Annotated in this window: 12 protein-coding genes; 9 read left to right on the top strand and 3 right to left on the bottom strand. The window is 73.5% G+C overall.

Annotated elements, in window-relative coordinates; genetic code table 11:
* Positions 1 to 183 precede the first annotated feature (183 nt).
* From ACZ6MZ_RS29715 to ACZ6MZ_RS29690, 6 genes are all read left to right on the top strand, one after another.
* Entirely contained in the window at positions 184 to 576 is a 393-nt protein-coding gene (locus tag ACZ6MZ_RS29715; RefSeq protein WP_469355448.1) for an ankyrin repeat domain-containing protein, read from the top strand.
* Between the two features lie 198 nt (positions 577 to 774).
* Positions 775 to 2,193 carry a HEAT repeat domain-containing protein gene (locus tag ACZ6MZ_RS29710; RefSeq protein WP_469355446.1) on the top strand — a complete coding sequence of 473 codons (1,419 nt, stop codon included), beginning with the start codon at positions 775 to 777 and terminating at the stop codon, positions 2,191 to 2,193.
* A 152-nt stretch (positions 2,194 to 2,345) separates the two neighbouring features.
* The gene (locus ACZ6MZ_RS29705; RefSeq protein ID WP_469355444.1) at positions 2,346 to 3,464 is read left to right on the top strand and encodes a glycosyltransferase family 4 protein; all 1,119 of its coding nucleotides are present in this window, start codon (positions 2,346 to 2,348) and stop codon (positions 3,462 to 3,464) included.
* A complete protein-coding gene (locus tag ACZ6MZ_RS29700) occupies positions 3,461 to 4,627 on the top strand; it encodes a glycosyltransferase (RefSeq protein WP_469355442.1) in 1,167 nt (388 codons plus the stop codon). The genes ACZ6MZ_RS29705 and ACZ6MZ_RS29700 overlap by 4 nt, the downstream gene beginning before the upstream one ends.
* Positions 4,624 to 5,562: an SGNH/GDSL hydrolase family protein gene (locus ACZ6MZ_RS29695; RefSeq protein WP_469355441.1), complete on the top strand. Its 939-nt coding sequence runs from the start codon at positions 4,624 to 4,626 to the stop codon at positions 5,560 to 5,562. Before ACZ6MZ_RS29700 ends, ACZ6MZ_RS29695 begins: the two co-directional genes overlap by 4 nt.
* Positions 5,559 to 9,176 (top strand): hydantoinase B/oxoprolinase family protein, encoded by a 3,618-nt coding sequence (locus tag ACZ6MZ_RS29690; protein WP_469355439.1) that lies wholly within the window; start codon positions 5,559 to 5,561, stop codon positions 9,174 to 9,176. Before ACZ6MZ_RS29695 ends, ACZ6MZ_RS29690 begins: the two co-directional genes overlap by 4 nt.
* Here ACZ6MZ_RS29690 and ACZ6MZ_RS29685 read toward each other — a convergent pair whose 3' ends face one another.
* From ACZ6MZ_RS29685 to ACZ6MZ_RS29675, 3 genes are read right to left on the bottom strand one after another with little or no spacing between them, the layout of a single operon-like run.
* A complete protein-coding gene (locus ACZ6MZ_RS29685) occupies positions 9,177 to 10,043 on the bottom strand; it encodes a 5-oxoprolinase subunit C family protein (protein WP_469355437.1) in 867 nt (288 codons plus the stop codon).
* A complete protein-coding gene (gene pxpB / locus ACZ6MZ_RS29680; protein WP_469355435.1) occupies positions 10,040 to 10,657 on the bottom strand; it encodes a 5-oxoprolinase subunit PxpB in 618 nt (205 codons plus the stop codon). The genes ACZ6MZ_RS29685 and pxpB overlap by 4 nt, the downstream gene beginning before the upstream one ends.
* Entirely contained in the window at positions 10,654 to 11,418 is a 765-nt protein-coding gene (locus ACZ6MZ_RS29675) for a LamB/YcsF family protein (RefSeq protein ID WP_389792096.1), read from the bottom strand. Before ACZ6MZ_RS29675 ends, pxpB begins: the two co-directional genes overlap by 4 nt.
* Before the next feature lie 233 nt (positions 11,419 to 11,651).
* On the opposite strand from ACZ6MZ_RS29675, the gene ACZ6MZ_RS29670 reads away from it, so the two are divergent.
* From ACZ6MZ_RS29670 to ACZ6MZ_RS29660, 3 genes are all read left to right on the top strand, one after another.
* Complete coding sequence (locus tag ACZ6MZ_RS29670; protein WP_469355433.1) at positions 11,652 to 12,356, top strand: GntR family transcriptional regulator; 705 nt, start codon at positions 11,652 to 11,654, stop codon at positions 12,354 to 12,356.
* 55 nt (positions 12,357 to 12,411) lie between these two features.
* Entirely contained in the window at positions 12,412 to 13,956 is a 1,545-nt protein-coding gene (locus ACZ6MZ_RS29665; RefSeq protein WP_469355432.1) for a hypothetical protein, read from the top strand.
* Between the two features lie 279 nt (positions 13,957 to 14,235).
* Positions 14,236 to 15,195: a hypothetical protein gene (locus tag ACZ6MZ_RS29660; protein ID WP_469355430.1), complete on the top strand. Its 960-nt coding sequence runs from the start codon at positions 14,236 to 14,238 to the stop codon at positions 15,193 to 15,195.
* Positions 15,196 to 15,267: the final 72 nt, after the last annotated feature.

The raw sequence follows: 15,267 nt of genomic DNA, 5'->3' as shown, positions 1-15,267 counted from the left end.
TTGGCTCAGGTCGGAGCACCGCCGGGAGGCGGACCGCCCCGCCTCACCCGGTGAATGTCGCTCGCGATCATCCTTGCCGCGGGGGCGCGGGGCGGGGCGGCGTACGGGCAGTACCCTGTCGGTTCACTCGTACGGCGCCGCTGCCGTACGTACCAGGTCAACGGCGTGAAAGGCGGTCCACCGATGAGCGAAGCACCGGATCCCGAAGTGGTCGGGCTGGCGACGAAGATCTTCGATCTGGCCCGGCGCGGAGAGGCCGAGGCGCTCGCCGCGTATGTCGACGCCGGTGTGCCCGCGAACCTCACCAACGACAAGGGTGACTCCCTGGTGATGCTCGCCGCCTATCACGGCCACGCCCCCGCGGTGGAGGCGCTGCTCGCGCGCGGCGCCGACGCGGACCGGGCCAACGACCGCGGTCAGACCCCGCTCGCCGGCGCGGTCTTCAAGGGGGAGGACGCGGTGATCCGGGCACTGCTCGCCGGCGGGGCCGATCCGACCGGAGGCACCCCCTCCGCCGTGGATACCGCGCGGATGTTTGGGAAGACGGATCTCCTGGAGCTCTTCGGAGCCCAGTGAACAGAGACGTCGTAAATGTGGTCGCGGTGGCGAAATGGCTGGGTCATCATGACGTCGGGCCCGCAAGGGGCCACCGACGAGAGGCAGGGAAGATGGTCTGCACCAAGCGCACGACGACGATCGGCCAACCATGTTGCCGCGCGGCCTAGGCATCCACACCCCCCGGTTGCGTCGACAGCTTGATGTGAGGCTTTTCCGATGTTTGATCCAGTCATAGCGCCGAGCGGCACGCTGCTCGGCCTGTTGCAGAGGGGCCGTGGCGACGGCACGCTGCACGCGCTCGCCGCGCCCCGGGCGGAGGCGCTCGCCGCCCTCAACCACTGCGTCATGAACGACCCACGCCACGACTGGCAGGTCGAGAACCGCTCGCTGTACTACGCACGCCTGTATCTGGGTCTGCACGGCGGTCTCGACGCCATCGACCACCATCTCTTCCGGTCCGAGGACCACTTCGACACCGAGGAGTCGAGGACCGGGCTCTCGCTCGCCGTGCTCGGCCATCTCGCCTCGTACGGCCGGCGCGACGCCCTCGACCTGCTCCGGCGCTACGCCGCGGCGGGCACCAACTGGGCCTGGGCGCTGGACGAGCTCGCGCTGCGCGACGACGACGCGGGCCTGCGCTCGCTGGCCGTGCCGGTCCTCGCCAGATTCCCCGCCACCCCGGAGGGCGACGCCGAGCTGGCGGCCGCCGTACGGGACGCCTTCGAGCCCCGGCCCTGGCGGCTCTGGGCCGACGACCCGCGGCAAGCGGTCGGCGCGCGGATCAGGGCGGCCGGTGAACAGGGCTCGTTCGACCGCTGGCAGCGACAGATGCGGCCGAGCGGCCCCCGCCCCGGCTGGAGCGTGCAGGCCGTCTTCGACTGGGCGCAGCAGGCCCTCGAACGCGGCAGCGTGCTGCATGTGCCCGCGGCCCGCTGCCTCTCCGCCGTCGCGGGGCCCGACGACCGCCCGCTGATCGTCGAGGCCGCCCGCAACGGTCCCGACGGGGCGCGCTGCGCCGCGCTCCACTATCTCGCCGAGGTCCGCGACCCCGTCGTGCTCGATCTGATCGAGGCGGCGGCGCTCAGCGCCGACCGCACCGTCGCCGACGCCGCGGTCTCCGCGTTCGAGCGGATGTGCGGCGAGGAAGCCGTCGACCGGGCCCGTGGCTGGGTGCACCGGCCCGACGCCCTCGGGGCGTCCGCCGCGGGCGTGCTCGCCTGCCGGGGCGGCACCCAGGACACCCAGCTGGTGCTCGGCGCACTGCGCGAGACCGTACGGGCCGAAGGCCCCGACGCCCCGCCGCTGTGGACCCTCGTCGACGGCGCGGGACGTCTCGGCATCGTCTGCGCCGCTCCCGTACTGCGCCATGTCTACCGCGAGACCGCCTCCTCGCAGCTGCGCGGCCGCGCGGCCCGCGCGCTCGCGGCCACCGATCCCTCCTACGCCAACGGGTTCGCCGTCGAATGCCTGTGGGACTGCGAGGAGACCACCAGAGAGGTCGCCGCGCTGCACGCGGAGACCGGTGACGTACGGGTGGTGGACCGGCTGCGGCGACTGGCCGCGGATCCGGCCGAGGAAGCCGAGGTGCAGACCGCCGTACGCAGCCGGATGGGCCCGGACGCCGCCGCGCTCTGAGGCCGGAATCTCTCGCTCCGTAAGAGCGCGCGCACGGCCTGTGCACCCTGCCGTCCCCGGGGAACGTCCCCGCGTCCAATGCTCACGGGACGTTCCCCGCGCGGAAAGATCCACGTTGGCGGGGACACGCTCGGTGCGACGACAACACGGGTATGCGTGTCGTCATCGTCACCGAATCCTTCCCGCCCGACGTCAACGGCGTAGCTCATTGCGCCTTGCAGACCGCGCGGCATCTCGCCGCCCGCGGTCATGATCCGCTCGTCATCGCCCCGGCGGTCGCCGGCGATTCCGAGACCGACGCACCGTGCCCCGTGGTACGTGTGCCCTCGCTTCCCCTTCCCGGCTATCCGCAGGTGCGGGTGGCGCTTCCCAGCCGGCGGGTGGCGGCGACGATCGCCGCGCACCGGGCCGAGCTCGTCCATCTCGCCGGGCCCTTCGTGCTCGGCGTGCGCGGCATGACCGCCGCCGCGCGGCTCCGGGTGCCCGCCGTCGCCGTCTACCAGACCGACCTGGCCGGCTACGCCCGTACCTACGTCGGCGCGGGTGAGGCCGCGGCCTGGCGGCGGATCCGCGCCGTGCACACCGCCGCCGACCGCACCCTCGCGCCGTCCAGCGCCGCCGTCCGCGATCTCGCCGAGCACGGCGTACCGCGGGTACGGCTCTGGCCGCGGGGCGTGGACACCGTACGGTTCCGGCCCGCGCTGCGGGACGAGGCGCTGCGCCGGCGCCTCGCGCCCAACGGGGAGCTGATCGTCGGATACGTCGGCCGGCTGGCGCCCGAGAAGCATGTCGAGCTCCTCGCCGGTGTCTGCGCGCTGCCGGGCGTCCGGGTGGTGATCGTCGGGGACGGCCCCAGCGAGACGTCGCTGCGCGGCGCGCTCCCCGGCGCGGTCTTCCTCGGCCGGACGACCGGGGACGAACTGGCACGGGCCTTCGCCTCGTTCGACGTGTTCGCGCACACCGGCCCGTACGAGACCTTCTGCCAGACCGTGCAGGAGGCCATGGCGAGCGGGGTGCCGGTGATCGCGCCCGCCGCCGGCGGCCCGCTCGACCTCGTCGACCACGGGCGTACCGGACTGCTGGTGACGCCGCACGACGCCGGCGCCGTCACCGCGGCGGTGACGGACCTCATCTGCGCCCCCGCGCTCCGCGCCTCCTACGGGCGCGCGGGACGGGCCATGGTGGAGGACAGGACCTGGGCCGTGGTGGGGGACCAGCTGCTCGGCCACTACGACGAGGTGCTCGGCGCGCGCACGGCGGTGGTCGCGTGAGCGCCCTGCGGATCGTACGGCTGGCGAACTTCGTCACCCCGTCCTCCGGCGGTCTGCGTACCGCGCTGCGGGAGCTGGGCAGCGGCTATCTGGCCGCGGGGCATCACCCCGTGCTGATCGTGCCCGGGGAGCGGGAGACCGACGAGGAGACCGCGCAGGGCCGGGTGATCACCCTGCCGGGGCCGGTGCTGCCCGGCACCGGCGGCTACCGGGTGCTGACCGCCAGGCGCCGGCTCAGGGAGGTCCTCGAAGGGATCGGGACCGACCGGCTCGAAGTGTCCGACCGGACCACCCTGCGCTGGACGGGGGAGTGGGCACGGCGCCACCGGATCCCCTCCGTGATGGTCTCCCACGAGACGGCGGACGGGGTACTGCGTACCTGGGGCGTGCCCGCGGTCGCCGCGGGGCGGGCGGCCGACCGGATCAACCTGCGCAGCGCGTGGGCGTATTCGCGGATCGTGTGCACCACCGAGTGGGCGGAGCGTGAATTCCTGCGTGTGGGTGCGCGCAACGTGGTGCGCGCACCGCTCGGGGTCGATCTGAGCCGGTGCAGGCCGGGACGGCGTGACACGGCCCTGCGCGAGCGGTACACGCGCGGGGCGGACGCGTTGCTGGTGCTCGGCTCGCGGCTGTCGGTGGAGAAGCGGCCCGGTACGGCGCTCGACGCGCTCGCCGAGCTGCGGAACCGGGGCGTACGGGCGGTGCTGGTCGTCGCCGGCGAGGGACCGCTGCGGAGCAGTCTGGTCCGCAGGGCCCGCGCGCAGCGGCTGCCCGCGCTGTTCCTCGGGCACGTCGCAGACCGGGAGGCGATGGCCGATCTGCAGGCCGCCGCGGACATCTGCCTGGCGCCCGGCCCGGCCGAGACGTTCGGACTCTCGGCCCTGGAGGCGCTCGCCTGCGGCACCCCGGTCGTCGCGAGCGCGTCCTCGGCGCTGCCCGAGGTGATCGGTGACGCGGGCGTGGCCGCCGCGGACCACGCGACGTCCTTCGCCGACGCGGTCCAGACCCTGCTGGCCCGCCCGGAGCAGGACCGCCGCGCCGCGGCCCGCGCCCGCGCGGAACTCTTCAGCTGGGAGAACTCGGTGGCCGCGTTCCTGTCGGCCCATGACGCCCCGTTGGCGAAGATCCCGGCGCCACGACGCCCGGACGGAGCACCGAGATGACGATCCGTACGGAGACGGAGAGACAGACGCAGACGGAGACGGAGACGGGGGCGCAGACGCAGGCCGCCGCGCCGCCGCGGGTCCTGCGCTTCGCCGCGCTCGGGGACTCCCTCACCGCCGGGGTCGGCGATCCCGTGCCCGGCGGATGGCGCGGATGGGCCGCGCTGCTCGGCGGGGGCTCCGCCGAGCCCCAGGCGGGCGTCCTGTTCCACAACTTCGCCATCAGCGGCGCGCTGACCCGGGACGTCGAGGAGCGGCAGGTCCCGGCCGCCCTCGATTTCGAACCCTCCATCGCCTCCGTCCTCGTCGGCGTCAACGACACCCTGCGCCGCGCCTTCGACATCCAGGACCTCGCCCCACGGCTCGACCGGGCCTGCGGCGCCCTCGCCGCGCGCGGCACGGTCCTGCTCACCGCCTGTCTGCCGGACCCCGGCAGCATGCTCGGCCTGCCCGCGCCCCTCGCCCGGCCGCTCGCCCGTCGCCAGCGCGCCGTCAACGCCGTCGTCCACGCCCTGTCCGCGCGGTACGACGCCATCCATCTCCATATGGCGGACGCCTCCTGGGTGGCGGAGCGGTCCCTGTGGAGCGCCGACCGACTGCACCCCGGGGAGCGCGGCCACCGGATGATCGCCGCGCGCTTCCACGAGCTGCTCACGGCACGGGGACTCACCCTCGGCCCGCCGCCCGCCCTCGAAGCCGACCAGCCCCCGCCCACCCGTACGGCCGCACTGCGCTGGCTCGCCACCTCGGGCACCGGATGGGTCGCACGCCGCTGCAAGGATCTCCTCCCGGAACTGCTGCGGCTGGCGGGTGACGAGGTACGGCACCGGGCGCGCGGCAGCAGCGCCCGGCTCGATCTCCACGCCGATCACACGCTCTCCTGCGCGCTCGCCGCCCTCTCCCCGGGCGCTCCCGTTGCGAGAATGGGGGAATGACCGGGCGCTGGGAATTCTGGATCGACCGGGGCGGCACCTTCACCGATGTGGTGGGTAGGCGCCCCGACGGGGAGCTCGTCACCCGGAAACTGCTCTCGCACGATCCGGAGCGGTACAAGGACGCGGCGGTGGCCGGCATCCGGCTGCTGCTCGGGATCGGGCCGCACGACCCGATCCCGGCCGACCGGATCGATGTCGTCAAGATGGGGACGACCGTCGCCACCAACGCCCTCCTGGAGCGGCGGGGCGAGCCGACCGTCCTGCTCATCACCGAGGGCTTCCGGGACGCCCTGCGCATCGCCTACCAGAACCGGCCCCGGCTGTTCGACCGCCATATCGTGCTGCCCGAGGCGGTGTACGAGCGCGTCATCGAGGTTCCGGAGCGCGTCGACGCGCACGGCGCCACCGTACGGCCGCTCGAACCGGACACCGTCGCCGAGCAGCTGCGCGCGGCCCACGGTGACGGCTTCCGCAGCGCCGCCGTCGTACTGATGCACGGCTACCGTCACCCCGCGCACGAGAGCGCCGTCGCCGAGGCGGCCCGCGCCGCCGGCTTCACCCAGGTCAGCTGTTCGCACGAGGTCAGCCCCCTGATCAAACTGGTGCCGCGCGGCGACACCACCGTCGTGGACGCCTATCTGTCACCGATCCTGCGGCGCTATGTCGACGAGGTCGCCGGGGAGCTCCAGGGCATCCGGCTGATGTTCATGCAGTCCAACGGCGGGCTGCGGGAAGCCGCTCACTTCCGCGGCAAGGACGCCGTGCTGTCGGGACCGGCCGGTGGTGTCGTCGGGATGGCCCGTACGTCGCAGCAGGCGGGCTTCACCCGCGTCATCGGCTTCGACATGGGCGGCACCTCCACCGATGTCTCGCACTACGCGGGCGCGTTCGAGCGCGAGCTCGGCACCCAGGTCGCCGGGGTCCGGATGCGCGCCCCCATGATGAACATCCACACCGTCGCGGCGGGCGGCGGCTCCGTCCTGCACTTCGACGGACAGCGCTACCGCGTCGGCCCCGACTCGGCGGGCGCCGAGCCGGGCCCCGCCTGCTACCGGCGCGGCGGCCCGCTCACCGTGACCGACGCCAATGTGATGCTCGGCCGCGTCCAGCCCGCCCACTTCCCCGCGCTGTTCGGGCCCGGCGGCGACCAGCCCCTGGACGCCGAGGTGGTGCGCGCACGGTTCACCGAACTCGCCGAGGAGGTACGGCAGGCAACCGGCGTGCGGCGCACCCCGGAGGAGGTCGCGGCCGGCTATCTGGAGATCGCCGTCCTCAACATGGCCAACGCCGTCAAGAAGATCTCCGTACAGCGCGGACACGACATCACCCGCTACGCGCTCACCAGCTTCGGCGGCGCGGGCGGCCAGCACGCCTGCGCGGTCGCCGACTCCCTCGGGGTCGACACCGTGATCGTCCCGCCGCTCGCCGGGGTTCTCTCCGCGTACGGCATCGGACTCGCCGACGCCGCCGCCATGCGGGAACAGTCCGTCGAGGCCGAGCTGACCGACGACACCGTGCGCCGGGTGCGCGAGCTGTGCGACTCCCTCGCGGCGCGCACCCGCGCCGAACTGCGCGCCGACTCCGTCCCGGACAGCGCCATCACCACGCACGCGCGCGTGCTCCTGCGCTACGCCGGTACGGACGCGAGCCTGCCGGTCGCCCTGGACACCCGCTCCGCCATGACCGCGGCGTTCGCCGGCGAACACCGGGCCCGCTACGCCTTCACCATGGACAAACCCCTGGTCGTCGAGGCGGTCTCCGTCGAAGCCGTCGGGACGGCGGGCGCGCACGGCCCGCACACACCGCGGCGCTCCGGCGGGCCGGGCGGGACGGGGCCGTACGCGACCGTCAGGATGTTCACCGACGGCCGCACACGGGACACCCCGCTGCACCGCCGCGAGGACCTGCGGCCGTCCGACACCGTGACCGGACCCGCGGTGATCGCCGAGGCCGACGCCACGACCGTCGTCGAACCGGGCTGGCAGGCGGCCGCGGGCGAGCTGGGCCATCTGCTGCTCACGCGCGTACGGCCCCGCCCCTCACGGGTCGCGGTCGGCACGGACGTCGATCCCGTGCTCCTGGAGGTCTTCAACAGCCTCTTCATGGCCATCGCCGAGCAGATGGGCGTGCGGCTGGAGAACACCGCCCACTCCGTCAACATCAAGGAACGGCTCGACTTCTCCTGCGCGCTCTTCGACGCCGAAGGCAATCTGATCGCCAACGCGCCCCATATCCCCGTCCATCTCGGCTCGATGGGTGAATCCATCAAGGAGGTGCTCCGGCGCAACCGGGGCACACTGCGCCCCGGTGACGTGTACGCCATCAACGACCCGTACCACGGCGGCACCCATCTGCCCGATGTGACCGTGGTGACGCCCGTCTTCGACGAGGACGACGAACAGGGCGACCGGCCGCGCTTCCTGGTGGCCTCGCGCGGCCACCACGCGGAGATCGGCGGCATCACCCCGGGCTCCATGCCCGCCTTCAGCACGACCGTGCACGAGGAGGGCGTCCTCTTCGACAACTGGCTGCTCGTCCGGGACGGCCGGCTCCGCGAGGCCGAGACCCGGGACCTGCTCACCACCGCGCGGTATCCGTCCCGCGACCCGGACACCAACCTCGCCGACCTGCGGGCCCAGATCGCGGCCAACGAGAAGGGCATCGCCGAACTGCGCCGCACGGTCGAGGAGTTCGGCCTCGATGTCGTCCAGGCCTATATGGGGCACGTACGGCGCAACGCCGAGGAGTCCGTACGCCGGATCGTCGCCGGGCTGCACGACGGCTCGTACCGCTACGAGACCGACGGCGGCGCCGTGATCGAGGTCGCGCTGCGGGTCGACCGGGCGGCGCGCGGCGCGGTCCTGGACTTCACCGGCAGCTCGCCCCAGCTGCCCGGCAACTTCAACGCCCCCACCTCCGTGGTGATGGCCGCCGTGCTGTACGTCTTCAGGACGCTCGTCGCCGACGACATCCCGCTCAACAGCGGCTGTCTGGAGCCGCTGGAGGTGCGCGTCCCGGACGGCTCGATGCTGGCGCCCCGCTACCCGGCGGCGACCGTCGCGGGCAATGTGGAGACCTCTCAGGCCGTCACCGGGGCGCTGTACGCGGCGCTCGGCGCCCAGGCGGAGGGCTCGGGCACCATGAACAACCTGACCTTCGGCAATGCCCGGGTGCAGTACTACGAGACCATCGCGAGCGGCTCGGGCGCGGGGGACGGCTTCGACGGCGCCGACGCCGTACAGACCCATATGACCAACTCCCGGCTCACCGACCCCGAAGTGCTGGAGTGGCGCTACCCGGTACGGGTCGACGCCTTCTCCATCCGGGACGGCAGTGGCGGAACCGGGCGATGGCACGGCGGCGAGGGGGTGGTACGGCGGCTGCGCTTCCTGGAGCCGATGACGGTGACGCTGCTCACCGGCCACCGCACCGTCCCGCCGTACGGCATGGCGGGCGGCGGACCCGGAGCGCTCGGCAGCAACGAGGTGGAGCGCGCGGACGGTACGGTCACGCCGCTGCGGGGCGTCGACTCGGCGGAGGTGGGACCGGACGATGTGCTGGTCATCAGGACGCCGGGCGGTGGTGGCTACGGGACACCGGACGGCCGCCGCTGATCAGCGTCCGGCGTACACGAAACGCACCGGCGTGCCCGGCGCCGCCTGCGCCGCCGCCGGGAGGTCCCGCTCCGCGACCACCGCGACCACCGGATAGCCGCCGGTCGTCGGATGGTCGGCGAGAAACACCAGCGGACGGCCGTCCGGCGGCACCTGCACGGCCCCGGTCACCAAGCCCTCGCTGGGCAGTTCGGTGTGTACGGCGCGCTCCAGGGGCGGACCTTCCGTGCGCAGCCCGATGCGGTTGCTCGCGGGCGACACCCGGTAGGCGCGGGTGACCAGCGTCCGCAGCGCCCCGGCGGTGAACCAGTCGTCGCGCGGCCCGAGCCGTACACGCAGCACCAGTTCGGCGGGCGGGGCCTGCGTCGGAGCCCCGTCGACCGGCGCCGCCCCGCCCACCGTACGGCCCAGCGACAGCACGGCCCCGTCGCGCAGCGGCCCGGGTCCGAGGCCGGACAGCAGATCGGTGGACCGACTGCCCAGCACCGGTTCCACCGCGATCCCGCCGCCGAACGCCACATAGCCGCGGACCCCGGAGACCGCCGCCCCGACATCGAGCACCGCGCCCGCCGGTACCCGTACGGGGGCGCCCCAGGGCGCCGGACGCCCGTCGACCGTGACCGGGCACGGCGCCCCGGCGACCGCCACGGTGACCGCGCAACGCGGCCGTACCGCGCACCCGCTGAGCGTCGTCTCCAGAGCCGCAGCGCCCTCCGGATTGCCCACCAGCCGGTTGACGAGCCGCAGGGCCGGCAGGTCGAGCGCGCCGGAACGCGGCACTCCCAGGTGGGCGTGCCCGTACCGGCCCAGATCCTGCACCGTGGTCAGCGCACCGGCCCGGACGACCGAGAGGGCCCGGTCCGTCATCGGCCCGCCGCCGTGAACCGCACCCGCGTCCCGGGCGCGAGCAGCGCGGCGGGCTCGCGGGCCGGATCCCACAGCACGCTGTCCGTCGTCCCGATCAGCTGCCAGCCGCCGGGTGAGGAGCGTGGGTAGACCCCGGTGTACGGGCCGGCGAGACCGACGGATCCTGCCGGTACCGCCGTACGGGGCGTGGGCCTGCGGGGTACGGCGTACCGCTGGGGGAGCCCGGTGAGGTAGCCGAAGCCGGGCGCGAACCCGCAGAAGGCGACCCGGAATTCCGTCGCCGAGTGGATCCGTACCACCTCCTCGGCCGGCACCCCCCACAGCGCCGCGACCTCCGCCAGATCGGGACCGTCGTAGCGGACGGGCAGCTCGACCGTGTCCGTGGCGCGCGCGTGCGGCGCGGGGGCCTCCCAGCCGTCCAGCCGCGCCGCGAAGCCCGCCGGATCGTCGAGCCCCTCCAGCAGTACGGTGCGGGCCGCGGGCACGATCTCCCGCACCGGCGGCAGGGTGCCGGCGGCGCGGCGGCGCAGCAGCTCTCCATGGAGCGCCGCGGTCTCCTCGCCGTCGGCCAGCTCCACGAGGAGCGCCCGGTCGCCGACGGGCAGCGCCCTCATACGAAGGCCTCCACGCGGACGCCGGCGGCCTCCAGCTGGCTGCGGACGCGGCGGGCGAGATCGACGGCGCCCGGGGTGTCCCCGTGCAGGCAGAGCGAGCGGGCGCGGACGCCGACGGACTGCCCGCAGCGGGAGGTCACCACCCCGAACCTGGCCATGGAGACGGACCGTTCCACGACGGCCGACGCGTCGGTGATCACGGCGCCTTCCTGCCCGCGCGGCACGAGCGTGCCCTCCGCGGTGTACGCCCGGTCGGCGAACGCCTCCGTGACGACCGGCAGTCCGGCCTTCTCCGCCATCTCGTGCAGCGTGGATCCTGGCAGTCCGAGCAGCGGCAGCCGTTCGCCGGTGAGCTTGACGCCCTCGGCCACTGCCTCGGCCTGCGCCGCGTCGTGGACGACACGGTTGTAGAGCGCGCCATGGGGTTTGACATAGGCGACCCGGGCGCCGGCCGCCTTGGCGAACACCGCCAGCGCGCCGATCTGGTAGGCGATCTCGGCGGCGAGTTCGTCCGGCGGCACATCCATCGAGCGGCGGCCGAAGCCCGCCAGATCGCGGTACGAGACCTGGGCGCCGATCCGCACCCCGCGCTCGGCGGCCCACGCGCAGACCCGCCGCATGGTGGCCGCGTCCCCGGCGTGGAAGCCGCAGGCCACATTGGCGCTGGTGACGACGGAGAGCAGCTGCTCGTCGTCGGTCAGCCGCCAGCGGCCGAAGCCCTCGCCGAGGTCGGCGTTGAGATCGATGGACGCCCAGGTCATGGAGTCACCTTCCGATCGGATCGGATCAGTTCGCGGCCGCGCGTCTCGGGCAGACCGATCAGCGCGAGTACCGCGAGACCGTAGCGAAGACCAGGGCGCCGCCCACGCCCCAGCCGCCGGGCTGGGACCGTGAGCTGAGAACAACGTAGAGGATCGTTCAACGATCCGACAAGAGTCGTGTTGTTTCGTTCTTGCTTCTACGATGGGTCGCCCAGGCCGACGGAGGAGACGCTGTGGGGACGAGCGGGGCCGGACTCGGCGAACTGGCGGACGACCGACCCCTGCTGGGCCGTACGAGTACGGCGGAGCGGGTCGCCGACATCCTGCGCACCCGTATCGCCGAGGGGTACTTCCAGCCGGGGGAACGGCTCTCCGAGGACGCCATCGGCAAGGCCCTCGGTGTCTCGCGCAATACGCTGCGCGAGGCGTTCCGGCTGCTCACGCACGAGCGGCTACTCGTCCATGAGCTCAACCGGGGCGTCTTCGTACGGGTGCTCGCGGTCGAGGACGTCAAGGACATCTACCGCACCCGCCGGCTGATCGAATGCGCCGTCGTCCGGGGGCTCGACGGGCCGCCCTTCACGGTGAGCGGTCTGGAGGAGGCGGTCTCCGAGGGCGAGCGGGCCGCGATGGAGCGGGTCTGGACGGGTGTCTCGACGGCGAACATCCACTTCCACCGAGAACTGGTCGCCCTGGCCGGCAGCGCGCGCACCGACGAACTGATGCGCGGGGTGCTGGCCGAACTACGGCTCGCCTTCCATGTGGTGGACGATCCGCGCCGGCTGCACGAGCCGTATCTCGTACGGAACCGGCAGCTCCTGGAATCCCTCAAGTCCGGGGACCGGGACGGCACGGAACGCCTGCTCGCCGCGTATCTGGACGACTCGCGCGAGCAACTCGTCGAGGTGTACGCGGCGCTCGTCGCGGACAGCGGCTGAAGGCCCTTCTGCGCCGTTTCGGCCGATGTCGGTGTGAGGACATAATCTGTGCAGCGTGACTTCGCCTGCCTCGACGGACTCCGTTCCGCCCCAGCTCAGCGCGGGGCCGCGGCCCGCACAGGGCCCGGCCGCCGACGAAGGGCTGGCGCGGCGGCTGCGCGCGCTCGCCTGCACCGCGCCGCTGCACGACCTGGACACCCGCAAGGCCAATCTCGCGGGGGAGTACTCCATCTACGCGATGGCCGAGGTCGCGCTCTCCGCCATCGACCTGGTCACGCTCAACATGGACTTCGACACCGGCGCCGACCACGAACAGATAGTGGCCAGACTCCTGCCCCGCGTCGCCGCCCAGGCCCCGGGCCGCCCGGTCGCCGAGCATGAGCGCGTCGCCCGCTGGGTGCTGGAGAACCTGATCAACGTCGGCAGTGTGGACCGCGGATTCCGCGCCGTCTACGGCACGTTCGGCACCGACGGCGTGTACACCCGCAGGGACTACGACTTCAAGCTCATCGAAGAGGTGCCGGGGCACGGCGGCAGCGTCTATCTCCGTACGACCGACGAAGCGGTCAATGTGCTGGTCGGCGCGCTCGACACGGACGTCACCAGCGCCCAGATCGCCGCCGAGGTCAAGCTCGAGGTCCTGATCAACCGGGGCAGGCTCGCCGACGCCCAGCTCGCCGCCGAGCAGGCGCGCTACCGCACCGTCCAGTACGCGGAAACGCTCCGCAGGACGCTGGAGGCGACCCGGCGCAACGTGCGCGCGGTCGACTGGCTGAGCGCGGTACCGGACATGATCGACGAGGCGCTCGACCATGTCGCCGACCGCTACCGCCACGAGAACGCGATCCTGACGAACATCCGCAAGGCGCGCGACGAGACCGAGACCGGCGCCGACCCCAAGACGGCGGAGCACAAGCGGCGCGCGGCCGAACTGGTCGACATCGTCAAGGACTGCATCCGCCGCCACACCCAGCTCCAGTCCCGGCTGCTGGAGGCGGGCCCGCTGTTCCGCGCGGAGCAGGACCGGCAGGCCTTCGCCAGACCCAGCGCCCACACCGGTCTCGACCTGTACGGACAGCTGCTCGCCCCGCTGCTGCCGCTCCCCGTCGAGCAGGCGACGCGGGTGACGGACGCGTACTTCGCCCGTGGCACCGGGCTGCGTACGCCCACGTCCGTCCGGATCGGGGACCTGATCGGCCTGCTGCTGACGCCGCCGGTGGAGCGGGACCACCTGGGCGCGGAGATGCCCGAGCCGGATCTGATCGCGACACCGGACGACAGCCGCTTCAGCGAGGAGCAATTGGCGAGCGCCAAGGAACTGCTCGACCTGGAACACGACGCCCCGCGCCGCCTCTCCGGCCTCCTCGCGGAGGCCCGCCGCCGCGATCCGGAACTGCCCTATCTGGTCGCCCTCCTGGCCATCCACGCGGCCAGCCCCCCGGTGGGCACGGCCTACCGCCAGGGAGAGGGGCGCCTGTTGTTCGCGGTCGACGACGGCACCACGCTCGACGACGAGGAGTTCGGCGGAGCGGACCTCATAGTGGGCACCGCGCTCCTGGACGCGGCGGGCATGACGGCGGACCGCGCGGAGGGCCTGTGACACACAGGAGCCACCCGAAGCGAGGCGGCGGCCCACCGACGGGAGGGGGCAGGGGGTGCAGGAGGTGCGTGTCCGGACGTAAAGCGTGATTTGTCGGCGCATAGCAAGCCGCACCCTGCAACGCACCCGCACGGCGCCGTAAATCATGCAGTCCGGACACGCACCTCCGGAACCCCCGGCCCCCGCACCCCCCGGCCGGACGCCACCCCCGCACCCACCGCCGGACGCCACCCCGCACCACCGACCCCCCACCAGCCCCACCAGCAAGGAGCACCACCCGTGAGCGACCACCACGCCGAGCACACCGCCGCGTGGAGCGACCCCGGCCGCGCTGAGGCGGCCGAGGCGGCCGAGCGCGCCACGCAAGCCACGCCCGCCACGCCCGGCGCGGCCACCACCACCGCCGCCGGAGCCACCGCCGTCACCCCCGCGGACGCCGCCGACGCCGCCCGCCTCGTCTCCTTCGGCCTGCAGCCCAAGCTGCTGCCCGCCCGGGACGCCGAGTACACCGAGCTGCTCCGCCGCTACCGCGAAGACCCCGCCTTCGCGCGCGTCGCCGACGCCATCGCCACCGGATTCGGTCTGGTCGTCCTGGAGGTCTCCCCGCGCGCCGGCATGGCCGTGACCGCAGGCGAGGACTCGGTCTTCGCGGTCCGGATGGGCGACTACGCCCGCCGCGCCTCCACCGACTCCGCCGACCGCTTCCTGCACGGCCTCGCCCATCTGGCCGTCGCGGCCATGGCGTTCCCCCGGCCCGCCGACCTCGCCGACGACGGATACATCGGCCGGATCACGGTCAACGGCGTCGACACGTTCGTACGCCAGGCCTGCCGCAGGCTGGAAGAGCGCGCCGAGGAGCAGGGCGAGAACACCGACCCGTCGACCGACGCCCCCGGCCTCGAAGCCGCCTGGCGGATCTACGCACGGCGCAGCGCCACCGGCGCCACCAAGGACGCCCGCAGGCTCGCCGGCTCCACCACCGGCATCGTCGGCAAGGCCGTCGCCTTCCTCACCGACTCCGGCTTTCTGCAGCGGACCGGCGACGACGCCGGAGGCGCCTACCGCACCACCGCCCGCTTTCAGCTCCAGGTCCGGGACCTGGCCGGCCAGGCGGCCATGGCCGAGCTGCTGGAGCTGGGCGTCGTACCGGTCACCGACGGCTCCGCCACCCTGCTTCCGCCGCCCGACGGCGACGACCTGGAGCTGGCCGCCGACGCCGGGCTGCCCTTCCACGCCTGACCCCGCCCGCATCCGCCGCCCCCGCCCGCATCCCCGCCCCCGCCCCCGTCCCCGTCCCCGCCTCCACCGCTT

The organism is Streptomyces sp. NPDC042201 (assembly GCF_055582185.1).
The sequence above is the reverse complement of the archived record's forward strand: the minus strand, read 5'-3'. Positions and strand labels throughout refer to the sequence as shown.

Excerpts from the sequence above, each read along its gene's own strand:
- ACZ6MZ_RS29715 (WP_469355448.1), top strand. The coding sequence starts at position 184 with ATGAGCGAAGCACCGGATCCCGAAGTGGTCGGGCTGGCGACGAAGATC.
- ACZ6MZ_RS29710 (WP_469355446.1), top strand. The coding sequence starts at position 775 with ATGTTTGATCCAGTCATAGCGCCGAGCGGCACGCTGCTCGGCCTGTTG.
- ACZ6MZ_RS29705 (WP_469355444.1), top strand. The coding sequence starts at position 2,346 with ATGCGTGTCGTCATCGTCACCGAATCCTTCCCGCCCGACGTCAACGGC.
- ACZ6MZ_RS29695 (WP_469355441.1), top strand. The coding sequence starts at position 4,624 with ATGACGATCCGTACGGAGACGGAGAGACAGACGCAGACGGAGACGGAG.
- ACZ6MZ_RS29690 (WP_469355439.1), top strand. The coding sequence starts at position 5,559 with ATGACCGGGCGCTGGGAATTCTGGATCGACCGGGGCGGCACCTTCACC.
- ACZ6MZ_RS29685 (WP_469355437.1), bottom strand. The coding sequence starts at position 10,043 with ATGACGGACCGGGCCCTCTCGGTCGTCCGGGCCGGTGCGCTGACCACG.
- pxpB (WP_469355435.1), bottom strand. The coding sequence starts at position 10,657 with ATGAGGGCGCTGCCCGTCGGCGACCGGGCGCTCCTCGTGGAGCTGGCC.
- ACZ6MZ_RS29675 (WP_389792096.1), bottom strand. The coding sequence starts at position 11,418 with ATGACCTGGGCGTCCATCGATCTCAACGCCGACCTCGGCGAGGGCTTC.